A 17,391-nucleotide genomic window follows, 5' to 3' on the forward strand; every position below is an offset into this window, starting at 1 on the left:
TAGCCACCGGACCCGACCCGGCCCTGTCCATGACGCGCCCCACCCACCCAGGTTGGCTCGCGCCTCCGGTCCGTCCCGCCGTGGCGACAGCGCGGCTACCCTCACGACCGCTCGTTCTCGCTTCCACTGAGCGCTCGACGCAGATCGGCTTCCGACGGCAGGGCGCGCTGAAACTCCGGCGGCAGGAGGTCGTAACTCGCGACGCCCACCGGCGCTGTGGACGTGCTGAGGGCGTACCGCACGACGGCGTCGCTCTTGCCCGCGACGAGGAGCAACCCCACCGTGTCCGCGTGCGTCGGCAACCGGAGCCGGTCATCCACAAGGGCGACGTAAAAGGAGAGCTGCCCGACGCTCTCTGGGCGGAAGTCGCCGCGTTTGAGTTCGACGACCACGTACCGGAGCTGTTCGACGTGGAAGAACAGCAGGTCGACGAAGAAGTCGTTGCCGTCGACGTCGAACTGCATCTGACGACCGACGAAGGCAAAGCCGGTGCCGAGCTCCCGCAGCGTCTCCGCGATCCGATCGACCATCGCGGACTCCATCGCCCGTTCATCTCGGTCGCCGTCCAGCGCCAGGAAGTCCAGCACGTACGGGTCGCGCGTGACCTGCTGGGCGAGGTCCGCGCCTTCTGGATCCAGCAAGCGTCCGAAGTTGGTCGCTTGTGCACCCGTCCGCTCGAGCGCGCTGGTTCGGAGATTGTGCTCGAGCACGTGCCGCGCCCATCCTTCTCGCACTGCCGCGGCGATGTAGCGAGCACGGCGCTCGGGATCGGACACGCCCAGGACCGTTCGCACGTGACCCCACGGCAATTGGTCCACAGACTGTGGACCTAATGAGCGCTCCTCAGGCCAAGCGGCCGCGAGCTGGCGCATGTACTTGAGGTTGGTCGCCGAGAACCCCTTCATCGTGGGGAACCGGCGTCGGAGGTCCTCAGCGAGTCGCGGCAGGACCCGGCTCCCCCACCCGCTCTGCTTCGAGCGTTCGAGCAGCACGGAGCCGATGGCCCAGTAGAGGTGGATGAGATGCGCGTTCGCGGCGAGTTGCACGCGCACGCGTGTGTTCGAGACCCGTGCGCTGATGAGCTCGACCGTCTCGGTGTAGTCCGGTGGCAGCTGGTGATCGTCCTCCATCGGGCAAGCCTGGGCCGGCTTCGATCAGATCCGCGAGTTTTCGGAATGCACGGCACACGCGATGTCGGCGAGCCGAGTACCTTGCGCGGCAACGACGAGGAGGTCGGCATGTTCCAGCAGTCACAACCCGCGGCCGCACCACCGGTGGTGGACCGTGCCACGTTCGACGCAGCACTCGACGCGCAGGTGCAGGACGAGAAGGACCTCACCCGGCACGGCGACCGGGTCGCAGCCGCACGACGGCGGCTCCCGATGGTGCAGGTCGACGACTACGAGTTCACCGGTCCGGACGGCCCCGTCCGACTCACCGAGCTCTTCGGCGACAAGTACCTGCTGCTCGTGCAGAACGTCATGTACGCCCCGGAGTGGGACGAGGCCTGCCCGGCGTGCACGTGGGGCGCCGACAACCTGCCCGCTGACATGAGTCGGCTGGCGGACGAGGGCATCGCGTTCGCGATGATCGCGCAGGCCCCGATCGAGAAGCTCGAGGCGTGGAAGGCGACGCGGGGCTGGCCGCACACGTGGGTGTCGTCCGGCGCGACGAGCTACCACGACGACTGGGGCTGGACGCAGCCGGAGGGGCCGGTCCCCGGCTACTCGTACTACCTGCTCCGGGACGGCGTGCCCTACCTGACGTACTCGACGACGGCGCGCGGCACCGAGGCGATCATGCCGGTCGCGCACGTCATGGACCGCACGGTGTACGGACGACAGCAGGACTGGGAGGACAGCCCCGACGGCTGGCCGCAGTTCCCGACGTACGGCTGACGCGCTACGCGTTCAGCGCGAAACGGTCGTCGGTGGCCTCGAGCACGCGGAGCACGTTGCCGCCGGCCAACGCCTCGAGGTCGGACGCACCCCATCCGCGGCGCGAAAGCTCCTCGGCGAGCACCGGGTAGCGCGACACGTCCCGGACGTCCGGCGGCAGCACGGGGGTGCCGTCGTAGTCGCCGCCGATGCCGATGTGCGCGGCTCCTGCGACGTCCCGGGCGTGCTCGACGTGGTCGGCGATGTCGGACACCGTGACGAGGGGCCCCTCGCCGACGGAGCCCGCCTCTTCCCAGTCCGCCCACGCACGCGACACGAACTTCGGCACGAACGTGATCATCACGACGCCGCCGTTGTCGGACAGCCGCTCGAGGACGTCGTCCGGGACGTTCCGTGGGTGGTCGTTCACGGCGATCGTCGAGGAGTGGCTGAAGACGACCGGCCGGGTGGCGACGTCGAGGGTGTCCCGCATCGTGGACGGTGCCGTGTGGGACAGGTCGACGAGCATGCCGATCCGCTCCATCTCCGCCACCACCTGTCGGCCGCGGTCGGTCAGTCCGCCGTGGGCGCGGGCACCCGTCGCCGAGTCGGCCCACGGGGTGTCGTCGTTGTGGGTGAGGGTCATGTACCGCACGCCGAGCCGGGCGAAGTCGCGGAGCACGGCGAGGTCGTCCCCGATGGAGTGCCCGCCTTCGGCACCGAGCAACGACGCGATCCGTCCCGACTCGACGGCGGCTCGGACCTCGGCGGCGGTGCGGGCGAGCGCGAGGTCGTCCGGGTACCGCGCGATGATCCGGTGCGCCAGGTCGATCTGCTGCAGGGTCGTGCGGACCGGGTCGGGTTCGTCGGCGGGGACGAAGACGGACCAGAACTGCCCGACGACACCGCCGGCGCGGAGCTTCGGGATGTCGGTGTGGAGCGACGACTCCTCGGTGTCGATGCCCTCGACACCGGAGTCGTGGGACTCGCGCCGCTCCCACGGCAGGTCGTTGTGGCCGTCGATCACCGGGAACGGAGCATTCATGCCCTCGACGCTACAGCGCCCCGGTCAGCGCCATCAGGCCCAGGCTCGACCCGGTCACGACGAGCCACAGCACGAGCCCGAGCACCAGCGGCCGGAACCCGGCGCGACGGAACCCGGCCACGTCGGTGGACAGACCGATCGCGCTCAGTGCGACGGTGATCAGGAACGCTGCGATCGCCGAGATGGCGGGGTGCACGGGCCCGGGCAGGACGCCGGTGGAGTTCACGGCGGCAGCGATGACGAAGCCGATGAGGAACCAGGGCACGAGCTTCACGATCCGGCGGAGGGTCCACGGGGGCCGATCGGCCGCCGGCACGCCTTCGCCCGCAGCAGCGAGTCGCGCTGCCGCCTGCTCACGCCGCCCGACCAACCACGCCAACCCGAGCACGATCGGGATGATCATCAGCGTCCGGACGAGCTTCACGACGACCGCGAAGTTCGCCGCCTGGGTGCCGTAGGTGCTCGCGGCCGCCACGACCGACGACGTGTCGTTCACGGCCGTGCCGGCGAAGAGCCCGAACGCGTGCTGGCTCATGCCGAGGGCGTGCCCGACGATCGGGAAGACGATCACGGCGGCGACGTTGAACAGGAAGATCGTCGAGACGGCGTACGCGACCTCGACCGACACCGCACCGATCACGGGCGTGACGGCGGCGATCGCCGAGGCGCCGCAGATGCCCGTCCCGACGCCGATCAGCGTCCGCAGGTTGCCGACGACGCCGAGCAGCCGCCCGACACCCCACGCCGCGAGCAGGCAGATGACGAGTGTGCCGAGCATCACCGGCAGCGACTCCACCCCCACGCGGGCGACCTCGGCGAGCGACAGCTGCGCACCGAGGAGCACCACCGCCAGCTGCAGCACGAACTTCGACGCCGTCGTGATCCCGGGCTTCAGCGAGTCGGCCGGACGACGCACCATGCCGATGACCGCACCGAGCACCACGCCGCTGACCGGCGCCCCGACCACGGGCAGCAGCCGGCCGATGACCGTGGCGACCACGGCGATGCCGGTGGCGAGCGCGAGACCGGGGGCGAGCCTCCTGGCGGTTTCCATCGTCGATGCCACGTGACCATCCTGCACTGCGGGAGGATCGGGGCATGACCGTGTCGTTCCGCATCGTGACCGAGCTCGACGCGCCGCCCGCTCGAGCGTTCGCGCTGTCGCTCGACATCGGGGCACACGAGCGGTCCCTGGCCGGCACCGGGGAGCGTGCCGTGGCCGGCACAAGGAGCGGCCGGATCGCGCTGGGCGAGACCGTCACGTTCCGTGCGCGGCACTTCGGCATCGTCTGGCGGCTCACCAGCCGGATCACCGCCCTGGAGGCTCCACACCGGTTCGTCGACGAACAGGTCCGTGGTCCGTTCGCCCGGTTCCGGCACGAGCACCGGTTCGAGCCGTCGGGTCACGGCACGCGGATGGTCGACGAGATCGAGTTCCGGGCGCCGCTCGGCCCGCTGGGCGTGATCGCCGAGCGGCTCGTGCTGGCGCGGTACATGCCCGCACTGATCCGCGCCCGCAACGCGTCGCTGGCCGCCGAGCTCCGCGGGCCTGCGGGGTCGAATCGCGCGTAGGAGGTCGAATCGCGCGTAGGAGGTCGGACTTTCCGGCCGCCTACGCGCGATTCGGCTTCCCATTGCGGACGTGATGGGTCGTTTCGGCGGGCAGGCCCGGGCGCCGGTCAGGAGCCGGCGAGCTCCCCGAGCGTGTCGTACGCCGCTGCGACCGCGTCCACGTGTGCCCGGCCGGCGGGGCCAGAGGCCTCGTAGACGTCGTTCGCGATCGCGGCGACCACGGCGAACAACGCCGCGAGCGAGTCGAACGCGGACGGCGAGTCCACCGGGCAGAGGATCGTCGTCGCAGCGGGGGCGGCGATGACGGCGGCCGTCGGGTCCCCGATCACGACGACGTCGGCACCCGATGCCACGCAGTGCCGCACGAGTCGGTCGATGCCTGCCGCGTGCCGCCGGACGGTGACCACGATGACGAGGTCCCGGCGATCGAGGTCCGCCACCTCTTCCCCGAGGCGCTGCCCGGGTGCCGGACCGACCCGGACGTCCGGACGGACCTGTGCGAGCTGCGCACGGAGCTGCAGCGCGATCGGGTGCGCGCCGCGCTCCCCGAACACGAGGACCCGGCGCGCCCGCATGATGCGCCGGGCGAGACGGGGGCGTTCGGCGCGGGCGAGCGAGGCGAACGCGGCGTCGAGGTTCCGGGACTCGACGGCACGCTGGTCGACGTGCGCGGCGTCCTCCGCGGCCCAGGGCAACCCGCTGCCCCGTGCCGACATGAGTTCTTGTCGGACCTCGGCGGCGTCCTGGAACCCGAGGGACCGGACGAGCCGCGAGACCGTGGCCTTCGAGGTGCCGGACTCGGCGGCGAGCTGCGCCGAGGTCCCGACGAGCAGGAGCTCCGGGTCGTGGCGGACCATCGCGGCGACACGGCGTTCGGCGGGTGAGAGCTGCTCCCACACGGCGTCGATGCGCCCGCGGACGTCGGGCTGGGCGGCGGTCACGAGGGCTCCGCCGCGAGGGTCGTGATCGCGGTGACGAGGGCGTCGAGCCCGAGGGCGATGTCGGCCTCGGAGACGAACTCGTCCGGGTGGTGGCTGATGCCGTCGGGGTTCCGGAGGAACAGCATCGCGACGTCGGTGACGAGCCCGAGTGACATGGCGTCGTGCCCCGCGCGGGAGAACAGCTCCATCGGCGCGGGCGAACCCGTGGCGACGATCCCGGCCCGGACGGCGTCCATCAGGCGCGGCGCGCAGAACACGGCAGGGGCGCGGTGCACCTCGGTCGGCTCGACGCTGACACCGCGGCGCTCCCCGATCAGCGCGAACGCCTTCGTGATCTCGTCCCACACCCGGTCGCGTCCCTCGTCGAACTCGCCCCGCAGGTCCACCGAGAAGTGTGCGAGGCCGGGGACGACGTTGACGGCACCCGGTTCGACCGTCATCGTGCCGACCGTCCCGACGTGCTGCGACGCCCGGCAGATCCGCTCGACGGCGAGTGCGGCCTCGGCGGCGGCCAGGAGCGCGTCGTGTCGGCGCTCGTACGGGGTGCCGCCGGCGTGCCGGGCCTCCCCGACGGCCTCGACCGTGAAGCGGCGGGCACTGGCGATGCTCGTGACGACCCCGAGTGCCTGGTCGGCCTGTTCGAGGTACGGCCCCTGTTCGATGTGCGCTTCGAGGTACCCGACGAGCCGCGACGGGTCCACCGCGGCGTCGCCGACGCGCGATGGATCGAGCCCGAAGTCGGTGAACGCCTTCCGGAGGGAGACCCCCTCGGCGTCGGTCAGCTCCCACCAGGCCTCGTCCCAGACCCCGGCGACCGCCGAGGACCCGAGCAGCGCCTTGCCGAAGCGCGTTCCCTCTTCGTCGGAGAACGCGATCACCTGGATGCCGAACGGCAGCGCCCCGTGCTCGGCGCGGATGCGGGCGACGGCCGCGATGCCCATGAGCACCCCGACGATGCCGTCGTACCGGCCGGCGTCCACCACGGTGTCGAGGTGCGAGCCGACGAGCAGCACGGGGGCGTCGTCCGTTGCGCCGGGGACGCTGCCGTGCAGGTTGCCGGCGTCGTCCTGCCACGTGGTCATCCCGGCGTCCTGCATCCAGCGCGCGACGATCGTGTTCACCCTGGCGTGCTCCGGCGACAGGTAGACGCGGGTGATCTGGCCCGGCGTCGCGGTGACGGCGGCGAGTTCGTCGCACCGCGCGACGATCGTCGCGGCGTCGACGGTCACGGCCGTGCTCCTGCGTAGGTGTCGAGCGCCGCGTCAACGCCGCCGCCCTGCGGTACGGAGAACCCGCCGCGACGGAGCGATTGCTCCAGTGCCGAGAGCGTCGTCACGACGGCGTCCTTGCGGGCGTTGTAGCCCATCGTCCCGATGCGCCAGACCTTGCCGTGCAGGGGACCGAACGACGTGCCGATCTCGATGCCGTGGTCCTCGAGCAGCGACGCCCGCACGGCGTCGCCCTCGACCTCGGACGGGATCGAGACCGCGACGACGTTGTGCATCTTGTGCGCGACGTCGCCGAACACCTCGAGCCCGAGGGCTTCCACCCCGGCGAGCATCGCGCGCCCGGCCAGCTCGTGCCGTGCGACGACGGCGTCGCGTCCTTCTTCGAGCAGGATGCGCGCGCACTCGTTCGCGGCGTACAGCATCGACGCTGCCTCGGTGTGGTGGTTCAGGCGCCGGGGGCCCCAGTAGTCGAGGATCATCGCGAGGTCGAGGTAGTTCGACCGGATCGGCTCGTCGGAGACCTCGTCGCCGGGTTCGCGGATGCCGGCCTCGACGCTGCGGCGACCGTCGAGGACCGACACGGCGCGCGGCGACAGGGTGAGCGGTGCGCTGCCGGATGGCCCGCCGAGGCACTTCTGCAGCCCGGCGCTGACGGCGTCGATGCCCCACGCGTCCACCTCGAGCGGGTTGCCGCCGATGGTCGCGGTGGCGTCGGTGTAGAACAGCACGCCGTGCCGGTCGCAGATCGCCCCGAGCTCGTCGAGCGGCTGGTTCATCGTCGTCGAGGTGTCACCCTGCACGATCGCGAGGACCTTCGGCTTCGTGCGCACGATCGCGTCCTCGATCACCGAGGTCGGGAACACCTGGCCCCACTCGGTCTCGATCGTGTGGACGTCTGCCCCAGCGCGCCCGGCGATCTCCGCGAGCAGGTGTCCGAAGCGACCGAACACCGGCACGAGCACGCGGTCCCCCGGCGCGAGCAGGGACACGAGCGCGGCTTCGATGCCGGCGCGCGAGGTGCCGTCGACGAGCACGGTCGCGTCGTTGACGGTGCCGAACACCTGCCGGTACAGCGCCTGTGTGTCGTTCATCGCGGACGTCATCCACGGGTCGTACTGCCCGACGAGCGGGGTGGACAGGGCACGCAGCACACGCGGGTCGGCGTTGATCGGCCCCGGCCCCATGAGGAGTCGAGCGGGCGGGTTCACTGGCAGCATCGGTACCTCCGTTCCGTTCACGAGCATATCGGAACGATCGTTACGGCAGTGTTTCAGGGCGGGGGTTGCAGAGCAGGGTCTCGGCGAGTGCGACGATCGCCCGGTCGGACCCTGCTGGTCCGACGAGGCAGACGCCGACGGGTGCACCGTCGACGGTCAGGAACGGCGCGCTGACGGCGGGCAGGCCGCCGATCCCGGCCACGGCCGTCATCCGCAGGGTCGCCACCCGGGTCCGCAGCACGGCGTCACCGGTCGCGGTCCGCAACGGGGCCGGTCCGGGGACGGTCGGGAGGCACAGCACGCCTCCGCCGATCACGTCACGGACGCGGGTGCGCAGCTCCTCGAGCCGCCCACGAGCGAGCGCTTCGGCCTCCGCCGTGATCGCCGCCGCAGCGGCGAACCGTGCCGCGACGTCCTCGCCGAGGGCTTCCGGATGCGCCTCGATCCAGGCCCCGTCGTTCCGCCACGCCTCCGCCGCCTGGACCACGCGGAGGGTCTCCGCGAGGTCGTCGAGCGGTGGCAGCTCGATCCGGCGGACGGGACGGCCGGTCCGGTCGAGCCAGCCCGTGAACGCGGCGGCCGTCGCGGGCTCGGCGGCGTCCAGCAGTGCGTCGCTGACGAGGAGCTCGCCGTCGTCCACCCCGACGCAGGCGCCTGGCACGGACACCCCGGCGGCGGCCGCCAGCACCGATGCCGAACGGGCGACCCACCCGACCGTGTCGAAGGACTCCGCGAGCGGCAGGAGACCGTCTCGCGGGACACGGTCGTGCGTCGTCCGGAGTCCCCAGAGCCCCTGGTACGACGACGGTACGCGGAGACTGCCCGCCGTGTCCGTGCCGAGCCCGAGGTCCGCGGTGCCGAGTGCGACGGCCGACGTGGAGCCCGACGTCGATCCACCTCCGATCCGCGTCGGGTCGGCCCCGTTCGGCGGCGACCCGAAGTGCGGGTTGCGGCCGGCGAGGGCGTAGGCGAACTCGTCCGTCCTGGCGATCCCGGTGACGATCGCGCCGGCGTCGAGCAACGTCTGCACCGCGGACGCCGACACGGTCTCCGGCTGGGCCGAGCGTTCCCACGTCGGGTTGCCGGCGCCGATGACGTGCCCCTGCACGGCGAAGAGGTCCTTCACGGCCACGCGCACCCCGGCGAGCGGCCCGGCCTCGGCGCCGCGCACGAGCGGGTCGCCGACGACGCGCCAGACCGACCGGTCGAAGGCCTTCGGTCGACCGGTCACGTGCGCGGTCCGGATCCGCCAGACCCCGTCGGTGCAGCACCACAGCTGGGTCTGCAGCCCGCGACCACCGCCGGCGAAGTGCGACTCCCCGACGACCAGGACGGTGTCCGGGGCGAGCCGCTGGACGTCCACGGCGGCGATCGTCCTGCGTGCCACACCGCCACGACCGGACCGGAAGGCGCTGATGGCGTCGTGTCCGCGCAGCAGTCCCGAGTCGTCCCCGCGGAGCGTCCCACCGCCCGCTTCGAAGAGGTCGTCGAGCACGGCGGTGTCGTCCCGCATCAGGGCGTCCTCGTACGCGGTGAAGGCCCGCTCGAGGCCGTCGGGCCACGCGCCGTGCACGATCACGCGCCGACCTCCGCGAAGTCGGCCTTCCGGATGGTGGCGTGTGCGCCGCACACCAGGTCCACGACCTGCGAGATCCGGAAGTCGGTCGCGGCACTGAGGTACGCGTACGCGATGTGCTCGTCCACGCCCCAGCGTGCCCGGAGCAGGGCGATCGCCGCGCGGACGCAGCGACGGACGGCCTCGTCGAGGTCCTCGTCCATGCCGGTCGGCACGAGGTACTCGGTCGTCTCGGCGATCGGACCGACGAGTTCGCCGAACCGGTCGAGCGCCGTCCTCCGCTGCACGAGATCGAGCCGGAGGACCAGCCGGAGCGACGCCTCCATCGCGGTGAGTGCGACCTCGCCGTCCCCCTGCGCGAAGTGCGGGTCGCCGACGTACACGCCGGCTCCCGGCACGAACACCGGCAGGTGCAGCGTCGACCCGGCGGTGAGCAGCGCGATGTCGACGTTCCCGCCGTGCGGTCCTGGTGGCACCGAGTGTGCGCGCTCGTCCGAGTCCGGCGTGACCCCGACGATGCCGGGGAACGGGCGGAGCGGGAACGTGATGGTCCGGGGACCGCCCTCGACGACGGGCAGCCGGCCGTGGTCGACGCCGTCGCGCCGGACGACGTCCGCGAACACGGACACGGACTCCTCCGCGCGGGGCAGCTCCCCCGGTAGGGCGCCTCGGCCGTGCCGGTTCGAGATGACCCCGTACGGCACCCGCGGCGTCGCCTCGACGATCGTCACCGAGACGACGTCGCCCGGTTCCGCGCCGGCCACCGCGATCGGTCGGGAGACCACGTGCGGGCCGTCGGCGGGGTCGCGCGTCAGGGTCCTGGCGATGTCCACGGCGTCCGCGAGCACGTCGCCGGCGTCCACCCCGTGCCGGCCGAAGTACGCGAGCGGGTCCTGCCCCTGGTCGGGCAGGATGCCCTCGTGCGAGACGGTGTCGACCGTCACCACGGACCCGGGCACGACGGTCAGCGCTGGTAGGTCCGCACGCGACGGCAGCCGCCCCCACAGGACGTCGTCCGGTGTCGACCCGAGTCGCGCCTCAGCCACGGGTCACCAGCTGCCCGGCCACGGACGCGGCGGTGACCCGCTGCCCGCGCAACCAGGTCTCGGTCACCCGACCCCGAGCCTCCAGGCCGGCGAACGCGGAGACCGGGTTCCGGTGCGCCAGGCCGGCCACCTCGATCACCTCGGTGGCGGACGGGTCGAACACGGCGAGGTGGGCGAGCGCGCCCGTCGCGATGCGGCCGCGGTCGGCGAAGCCGGCGAGCGCCGCCGGTCCCGTCGTGAACCACGGCAGGATCGTCTCGAGCGACAGACCGCGGCGCAGCGCCTCGGTCCAGACCGCGCGGAACCCGACCTGCAGGCCGGCGATCCCGCCCCAGGCGAGGCCCCAGTCGTCGGTCTTGAGGTCGGCGGTGGACGGCGAGTGGTCGGACACCACCATGTCGATCGTGCCGTCGACGAGGCCCTGCCAGAGCGCGTCGCGGTTGGCGTCGTCGCGGATCGGCGGGCAGCACTTGAACTCGGTCGCGCCGTCGGGGATGGTCGACGCCTCGAAGGCCAGGTAGTGCGGGCAGGTCTCGACCGTGATCCGCACGCCGTCGTCCTTCGCGGCGCGGATCATCGGCAACGCGCCGGCGTCGGACAGGTGCAGGACGTGCACCCGCGCCCCGGTCGCCCGAGCGCCGTCGATCACCTGGGCGATCGCGGACTCCTCGGCGGCGGCCGGACGGGTCGCGAGGAAGTCCTCGTAGTGGCCGCCGAGCGCCTCGTGCGGGACGAGGTGTGCTGGGTCCTCGGCGTGCACGATGAGGAGCGCGTCGATGCCTGCGACCTCCTCGATCGCGGCACGGAGCAGTTCCGGTTCGAGGTGCGGGAACTCGTCGACGCCGGACGGCGCCGTGAAGCACTTGAACCCGAAGACGCCCTGCTGGTGCATCGCGTCGAGGCTCCCGAGACTGTCGGGCACGGCACCGCCCCAGAACCCGACGTCGACGGCGACCCGACCCGCGGCGCTCGCGCGCTTCGTGGCGAGTGCCTCGACCGTGGTCGTCGCGGGGATCGAGTTGAGCGGCATGTCGATGATCGTCGTCACCCCGCCGAGCGCTGCCGCACGGGTAGCGGACGCGAAGCCCTCCCACTCGGTGCGCCCCGGCTCGTTGACGTGCACGTGCGTGTCGACGAGCCCGGGGAGCAGCACGTGCCCGTCCGGGACGACCCGCACGTCCGCGTCGGCGGGTGTCGCGGCGTCACCGGGCAGGACGTCCGCGATCCGGCCGTCGCGCACGATCACCGTGGCCGGCCGGAACGCACCGTCGATCCACGCGCGCTCCGCGCGGAACACGATGCCGGTCACGCGACGGCTCCGAAGTCCTGCAGCAGACCGGTGAACTGCTTGCGGGGCGGCGACGCGTACTCGCCGTGCTTGCCCGTCGACAGGCCGAGCCGCACGAGTGACTCGGCGAGCACCGTCGCCGCGGAGACCCCGTCGACCACCGGGGCGCCGATCGCCCGCGAGACCTCGGAGCAGAAGTCCGCCATCCCGGCACAGCCGAGCACGACCGCGTCGGCACCGCCGGCGATCACCGCCCGGCACTCCTCGACGACGAGCGCACGGGCACCGGACGCGGGGTCGTCGAGCTCGAGCACCGGGACCTCGCACGCACGGATCTCGGTGACGAGGGGGGCGAACCCGTAGCGGTCCGCGAGCTCGTGCGCCCGACCGACCGTCCGCCCGAGCGTCGTCACGACCCCGAACCGACGACCGAGCATCGCGGCGGCGTGGAAGCCGGCCTCGGCGATCCCGATCACCGGGCCCGTGGCGAGTTCCCGTGCCGCGTCGAGCCCCGGGTCGCCGAAGCAGGCGACGATGTACGCGTCCACCCCGTCCGACTCCCCGATCGCGATCTGCTCGAGGAGGCCGGGGACCGCGAGCGCCTCCTCGTAGTGGCTCTCGATCGAGGCGGGCCCCATCGTCGGGTTCACCGCCTCGACGATCGTCCCGGGGCCCGCGACGGCCGACGCGGCAGCGCCAACCGTCCGGGTCATCGAGGTGGTGGTGTTCGGGTTGACGACGCGGATGCGCATCGGGGTCCTTCCGGTGGAGCAGTGGAGCGGGTGGTGCGATTTCTCTGCGGTTCTGCGGTTCTGCGGTTCTGTGGTGCTGTGGTTCAGGCTCGGCCGATGGCGGCGCCGTCGTCGACTGTGGGGTCGTCGGCGTCCAGGACCGGCATGCTCGGCCGAGCACGTTCGAGTGCCCAGAAGACAACGAGCCCCAGGCCGCAGCCGATGAACCAGCTGTAGTTGCTCAGCCACGGCAGGACGCCGAGGGCCGGCGGCAGCACCGCGCTGGCGACCGAGACCACGCCGGTGCCGACGAGCGTCCAGATGGCGTTCGGGTTGAAGCCCCCGCGGTACCAGTACCGTGCGGCGGTGTCCTTCGTGTACATGTCGTCGACGGCCACGCGCTGCTTCGACACCAGGTAGTACCCGGCGATGAGGATGCCGAACAACGGGCCGATCAGGGCACCAAGCACGCCGAGCGTGTAGAGGATCGCCTGGTCGTTGCCGTACCAGTTCCACGGGGTGAGGAGCACGGAGCCGACGGCGGCGATCATGCCGCCCATCCGCCAGCTGATCTTCCGCGGGGCGACGTTCGAGAAGTCGAACGCGGGGCTGATGAAGTTCGCGACGATGTTGATGCCGACCGTCGCCGTGACGAACGTCAGGCCGCCGAGCAGGATCGCGAACGGGGCGTCGATCGCCTGGACGGTCTCGATCGGGTCGGTGATGAGCTTGCCGAACACGGGGACGGTCGCGCTGGCGCACAGCACGGTGAGGATCGAGAAGAACAGGAAGTTGACGGGCAGCCCCCACATGTTGCCGCGCTTGACCGCCTGGAACGACTTGCCGTACCGGGAGAAGTCGCCGAAGTTCAGCATCGGGCCGGAGAAGTAGCTCACCACGATCGCGATCGCCGACAGCATCACCGGGATGCTCGCACCGAACGACAGCGGCTCCCCTGCTGAGAGGTTCAGCGAGATGTTCCCGATGCCCGCACGGCTCACCAGGTAGATCGCCAGCGCGATCATCACCACGTACACCGCCGGGCCGGCCCAGTCGATGAACTTCTTGATCGCCTCCATGCCCATCGAGAACAGGGCCGCCTGCGCCACCCAGAGGATCGCGTACGAGATCCACCCGAGCGCCGAGAGGCCGAGGAACGAGTGCTCCAGCAGGCCGGCCGACGCGGGGATGAACTTGAGGAAGATGATGTTGAGCGACTGCGCGGCCAGGAACGTCTGCACGCCGTACCAGGCCATCGCGATGAGGCCGCGGATGATGGCGGGGACGTTGGCTCCGAGGACGCCGAACACCGCGCGGTTGATCACCGGGTACGGGACACCGGTGCGCTGGGACGGCTTCGCCACCAGGTTCGCGAAGACCTGCACCACGAGGATGCCGACGACGAGGGCGATGAGCACCTGCCAGCTGGCGATGCCGAGTGCGAAGAGGGAACCGGCGGTGACGTACCCGCCGACCGAGTGCACGTCGGACATCCAGAACGCGAAGATGTTGTAGCTCGTCCACGACTGCTTGCGGAGCGGAGCGAGGTCCTCGTTGGTGAGGGCGGGGTCGTACCCGGGCTTGATGACGCCGGCGCCGGCGAGGGCATCCGACGTGACGGGGGCGTGGGGCGCTGCGACGGGTGCCGCGGTCTCTGTTGCCATGGCGTCCTCCGATGGGAGTGGGAAGCGGGGGCGGTGCTTGCTTGTGCAGAAAGCTACGGACCGCGTTCGTCCCCACCGTTTCCCCCGTGTAACGACCGTGTGACGCGACACCGGTCCTGAAACGCCCGTTCCAGCGCCAGGAACCTGCACAGGAGTGTGCAGGAAGATGGCGGCATGCATGACGCGATCCGGTACGTCGCCATCGGCGACAGCTTCTCCGAGGGGATCGGCGACGACGGTGCTGTCCCGTTCCCGGGCTGGACCGGCCGACTCGCGAGCGGCATGGCCCGGGAGCTCGACGCGGACGTCTCCTACGCCAACCTCGCCGTGCGCGGACGGCTGCTCGCCGGGGTCCTCGACGGGCAGCTCGACGTCGCACTCGCGCTCGACCCGGCGCCGACGCTCATCACGTTCTGCGCGGGCGGCAACGACCTGCTGCGCCCGCGGTTCGACGTCCGGACGCTCATCGACCCCCTCGAGCGCGCCGCGGCGAAGGTCCGCGACCGGGGCATCCGTCTCGCGCTCCTGAGCCCGGCGGACCCGAGCGCCGGGCTCCCCCTCGGGCACCTCATCAACTCTCGCGGCGACGCGTGGGCCGATGCCGTCGCCGACCTCGCCGACCGTCACGGCCTGCCCTTCGTCGACGTCTCCCGTGACCCGCACCTGAAGCGTGCCGAGTTCTGGTCCGCCGACCGGCTGCACATGAACCCGTCCGGACACCAGCGCGTCGCCGAACTCGCCCTGCACGCGATCGAGGACGGCCCGGCACCGACCGAGCCCGCACCGGCGCGGACCGGACCGAAACGCCTCGCCGAGGAACTCCGCTACTACCGCGAGCACGTCCTGCCCTGGGTGCAGCGGCGCGTGACCCGGCGGTCGTCGGGCGACGGGCGATCCGCGACGTTCCCGGACTGGACGCCGGTGCGCTAGGGGCCCACCCGCTTGCACCCTTTGATGCAAGTCCGGCAGGACCCTCCCTCTGCGGGTCGTCCGGCGCTCCCGCGATTCCTAGCGTCGAGGGCATGACGAACACCCAAGTCCAGGGCATCCGCGGCGTCGTCGCCCGGTACCCGATCCGCACGTTCTTCACCCTCGCGCTCGCCCTCAGCTGGCTCGCGTGGATCCCGTACATCCTGTCCCCGCACGGGCTCGGCGTCTGGGACCTCCACTTCCCGGAGTTCCTCGGCACCGCCCAGTTCACCGGGGTGCTCCCGGGGGCACTGCTCGGCCCGCTCGGCAGCGCCTTCCTGGTCACGGCGCTCGCCGACGGCCGCGCCGGACTCCGCCGCTGGGTCGGGCGGCTCTGGCGGTGGCGGGTCGCGTGGCCCTGGTACGCCCTGGCGCTCGTCGGTGTCCCTGCCGTGATCGTCGCGTCCGGCCTGCTGTTCTCCGGCGGCCAGGTCCAGGCGCCCTCGTGGACGGCCGTGGCGATGCTGGTGCCGGGGCTCGTCATCCAGCTGTTCACGACCGGACTCTCCGAGGAACCGGGCTGGCGCGACTTCGCGCTCCCCCGGCTGCAGTCGAAGGTGGGTCCGCTAGGAGCCGCAGCGGTCCTCGGGCCGGTGTGGGCGCTCTGGCACATGCCGCTGTACCTCAGCGACTGGGGCGGCTGGCCGAACGCGCACTGGACGGAGCCGCTCGTCTTCGCGGCCTTCACGATCACCTTCAACGTCGTGATGATCTGGGTGTTCAACCGGACGGGCGAGAGCCTGCCGCTCGCACTGCTCCTGCACGTCGGCGTGAACAACACGATCAGCACGCTGTGGGCCGACATGTACCCGGGCATGACCGCCGGGACGATGATGGCCGGCCTGACGATCCTGTCCACGATCGCCGCCGCCGCGATCCTCGTCACCACCCGCGGCCGGCTCGGGCTCCCGCGACGACGCCCGGACGCCGAGCCGACCGAAGCCCCCGCACGCGACGCCGCCCTCGTAGGATCGAACGATGGCACCCGCTGAGGCCCGCGCACGGCGGACGGACGTCCTGATCGCGGTGGGCACGGCAGCCCTCGCGATCGGACTGCAGTTCGGGCTCCCACCCCTCGACCGTGCCGATCCGGACGGCACCGGGTACCGCTACCCGGACGTCCTCAGCTGGCCGTGGATCGTACTCGCGGTCGGCATGCTCGTGCAGTCCGCCGTCCTGCTCCGCGCCCGTCGCGCACCACGCACCACGCTGATGGTCACCGCGGTCCTGCCCGCCGTCCTCGTCCTGATCGCACCGAGCACCCTGTCCGGTCTCGCGATGCTGCCCGTCGTCGTCGCCGTGGTCCTCGCAGGGCTCCGGGTCCCGGTCGCCCGGCTCTGGCCGACGCTCGTCGCCACCGTCGTACCGATCGTCGTCACGCAGACGGTCTTCGCGTTCTCGGTGCTCGGCGCCGGACGGGCGAGCATGGCGACCGGACTGGCCACCGGGATCGCCATGGGCGTCCTGCAGGCCGTCGGCGCGACCGGGCTGCCGATGCTCGTCGTGCTGGTGGTCCGCTCCCGCCGGGACGTCCGTGCGGCCCGCACCGCGGAGGCCACCGCGGTCGACCGGCAGCAGGACGCGCAGGTCGACGCGGCCATCGCCCGGGAGCGCGCGGCGATGGCACGGGAACTCCACGACATCGCCGCCCACCACCTCTCCGGCATCGCGCTCATGTCCGCTGCGATCGACCGGCAGATCGACAGCGACCCGGAGCGCGCCCACGAGGGCGTCAGGCAGGTGCGGGCGCAGAGTACCGCGGTGCTCGACGACCTGCGGCGGCTCGTGGGGCTCCTCCGCGAGGACGCCCCGGCCGAACGGCTCGTCGAGACGGTCCCCGGGATCGTCGACCTGGTCGAACGGTCCCGCCACCGCGGCACCGTCGAGCTCGACGTCCGCGCCGGCTCCGACCGTCGGCCCCTCGGTGACGGCGTCGGTCCGCTGGCGCAGCTCGCCGCGTACCGCACGGTGCAGGAGGCCCTCGCGAACGCGGCCATGCACGCCCCGGGCGCGCCCTGCACCGTCCGGATCGACGACCGGGCCGCCGACCACCTCGTGATCCGCATCGAGAGCGGCGCGGCGACGGCCCGCGTCCCGGACAGCTCGGCCGCCGGCGGGAACGGCCTGCGCGGAATGCGGGAACGGGCGGAGCTCGTCGGTGCACGCCTGCAGGCCGGACCGTCCGGCGACGGCGGCTGGCTCGTCGTGCTGGGACTCGATCGGGAGACCAGGTGAG

General features: G+C 72.0%; 16 protein-coding genes. 5 read left to right on the plus strand and 11 right to left on the minus strand.

The window, feature by feature from the left end; translation table 11 throughout:
• Positions 1-101: 101 nt before the first annotated feature.
• Positions 102-1,130 carry a PDDEXK nuclease domain-containing protein gene (locus QK288_RS15955; protein ID WP_281265250.1) on the minus strand — a complete coding sequence of 343 codons (1,029 nt, stop codon included), beginning with the start codon at positions 1,128-1,130 and terminating at the stop codon, positions 102-104.
• A gap of 108 nt (positions 1,131-1,238) precedes the next feature.
• On the opposite strand from QK288_RS15955, the gene QK288_RS15960 reads away from it, so the two are divergent.
• A complete protein-coding gene (locus tag QK288_RS15960; RefSeq protein ID WP_281265251.1) occupies positions 1,239-1,898 on the plus strand; it encodes a DUF899 family protein in 660 nt (219 codons plus the stop codon).
• Between the two features lie 4 nt (positions 1,899-1,902).
• On the opposite strand, the gene QK288_RS15965 is transcribed toward QK288_RS15960, so the two are convergent.
• Together QK288_RS15965 and QK288_RS15970 are read right to left on the minus strand one after the other, a co-directional pair.
• A complete protein-coding gene (locus tag QK288_RS15965; protein WP_281265252.1) occupies positions 1,903-2,922 on the minus strand; it encodes a dipeptidase in 1,020 nt (339 codons plus the stop codon).
• Positions 2,923-2,932: 10 nt separating this feature from the next.
• The gene (locus QK288_RS15970) at positions 2,933-3,988 is read right to left on the minus strand and encodes a putative sulfate exporter family transporter (RefSeq protein WP_281265253.1); all 1,056 of its coding nucleotides are present in this window, start codon (positions 3,986-3,988) and stop codon (positions 2,933-2,935) included.
• Between the two features lie 32 nt (positions 3,989-4,020).
• Between QK288_RS15970 and QK288_RS15975 the strand changes: the two genes are divergently transcribed.
• Positions 4,021-4,494, plus strand: a complete 474-nt coding sequence (locus tag QK288_RS15975; RefSeq protein WP_281265254.1) for an SRPBCC family protein — start codon at positions 4,021-4,023, stop codon at positions 4,492-4,494.
• A gap of 107 nt (positions 4,495-4,601) precedes the next feature.
• On the opposite strand, the gene QK288_RS15980 is transcribed toward QK288_RS15975, so the two are convergent.
• From QK288_RS15980 to QK288_RS16015, 8 genes are all read right to left on the minus strand, one after another.
• Entirely contained in the window at positions 4,602-5,435 is an 834-nt protein-coding gene (locus QK288_RS15980; protein ID WP_281265255.1) for a MurR/RpiR family transcriptional regulator, read from the minus strand.
• On the minus strand, positions 5,432-6,664 hold the full coding sequence (locus QK288_RS15985; protein ID WP_281265256.1) for an allantoate amidohydrolase: 1,233 nt from the start codon (positions 6,662-6,664) through the stop codon (positions 5,432-5,434). Before QK288_RS15985 ends, QK288_RS15980 begins: the two co-directional genes overlap by 4 nt.
• Positions 6,661-7,881, minus strand: coding sequence for an alanine--glyoxylate aminotransferase family protein (locus QK288_RS15990; RefSeq protein ID WP_281265257.1), 1,221 nt, complete (start codon positions 7,879-7,881; stop codon positions 6,661-6,663). The genes QK288_RS15985 and QK288_RS15990 overlap by 4 nt, the downstream gene beginning before the upstream one ends.
• 40 nt (positions 7,882-7,921) lie before the next feature.
• On the minus strand, positions 7,922-9,460 hold the full coding sequence (locus QK288_RS15995) for an AtzH-like domain-containing protein (protein WP_281265258.1): 1,539 nt from the start codon (positions 9,458-9,460) through the stop codon (positions 7,922-7,924).
• Entirely contained in the window at positions 9,457-10,503 is a 1,047-nt protein-coding gene (locus QK288_RS16000) for an acetamidase/formamidase family protein (protein WP_281265259.1), read from the minus strand. Before QK288_RS16000 ends, QK288_RS15995 begins: the two co-directional genes overlap by 4 nt.
• The gene (allB, locus tag QK288_RS16005) at positions 10,496-11,812 is read right to left on the minus strand and encodes an allantoinase AllB (protein ID WP_281265260.1); all 1,317 of its coding nucleotides are present in this window, start codon (positions 11,810-11,812) and stop codon (positions 10,496-10,498) included. Before allB ends, QK288_RS16000 begins: the two co-directional genes overlap by 8 nt.
• Complete coding sequence (locus QK288_RS16010; protein WP_281265261.1) at positions 11,809-12,543, minus strand: aspartate/glutamate racemase family protein; 735 nt, start codon at positions 12,541-12,543, stop codon at positions 11,809-11,811. The genes allB and QK288_RS16010 overlap by 4 nt, the downstream gene beginning before the upstream one ends.
• Positions 12,544-12,626: 83 nt before the next feature.
• Positions 12,627-14,186, minus strand: coding sequence for an NCS1 family nucleobase:cation symporter-1 (locus QK288_RS16015; protein ID WP_281265262.1), 1,560 nt, complete (start codon positions 14,184-14,186; stop codon positions 12,627-12,629).
• A 174-nt stretch (positions 14,187-14,360) separates the two neighbouring features.
• On the opposite strand from QK288_RS16015, the gene QK288_RS16020 reads away from it, so the two are divergent.
• The 3 genes from QK288_RS16020 to QK288_RS16030 all read left to right on the plus strand — a co-directional run bounded on the left by QK288_RS16020 (position 14,361) and on the right by QK288_RS16030 (position 17,390).
• The gene (locus QK288_RS16020) at positions 14,361-15,116 is read left to right on the plus strand and encodes an SGNH/GDSL hydrolase family protein (protein ID WP_281265263.1); all 756 of its coding nucleotides are present in this window, start codon (positions 14,361-14,363) and stop codon (positions 15,114-15,116) included.
• Positions 15,117-15,208: 92 nt separating this feature from the next.
• Positions 15,209-16,147: a type II CAAX endopeptidase family protein gene (locus QK288_RS16025; RefSeq protein WP_281265264.1), complete on the plus strand. Its 939-nt coding sequence runs from the start codon at positions 15,209-15,211 to the stop codon at positions 16,145-16,147.
• Positions 16,134-17,390: a histidine kinase gene (locus QK288_RS16030; RefSeq protein ID WP_281265265.1), complete on the plus strand. Its 1,257-nt coding sequence runs from the start codon at positions 16,134-16,136 to the stop codon at positions 17,388-17,390. The genes QK288_RS16025 and QK288_RS16030 overlap by 14 nt, the downstream gene beginning before the upstream one ends.
• The last annotated feature ends 1 nt before the right edge of the window (position 17,391 follow it).

The organism is Curtobacterium sp. 9128, from assembly GCF_900086645.1.
Lineage (GTDB): Bacteria > Actinomycetota > Actinomycetes > Actinomycetales > Microbacteriaceae > Curtobacterium.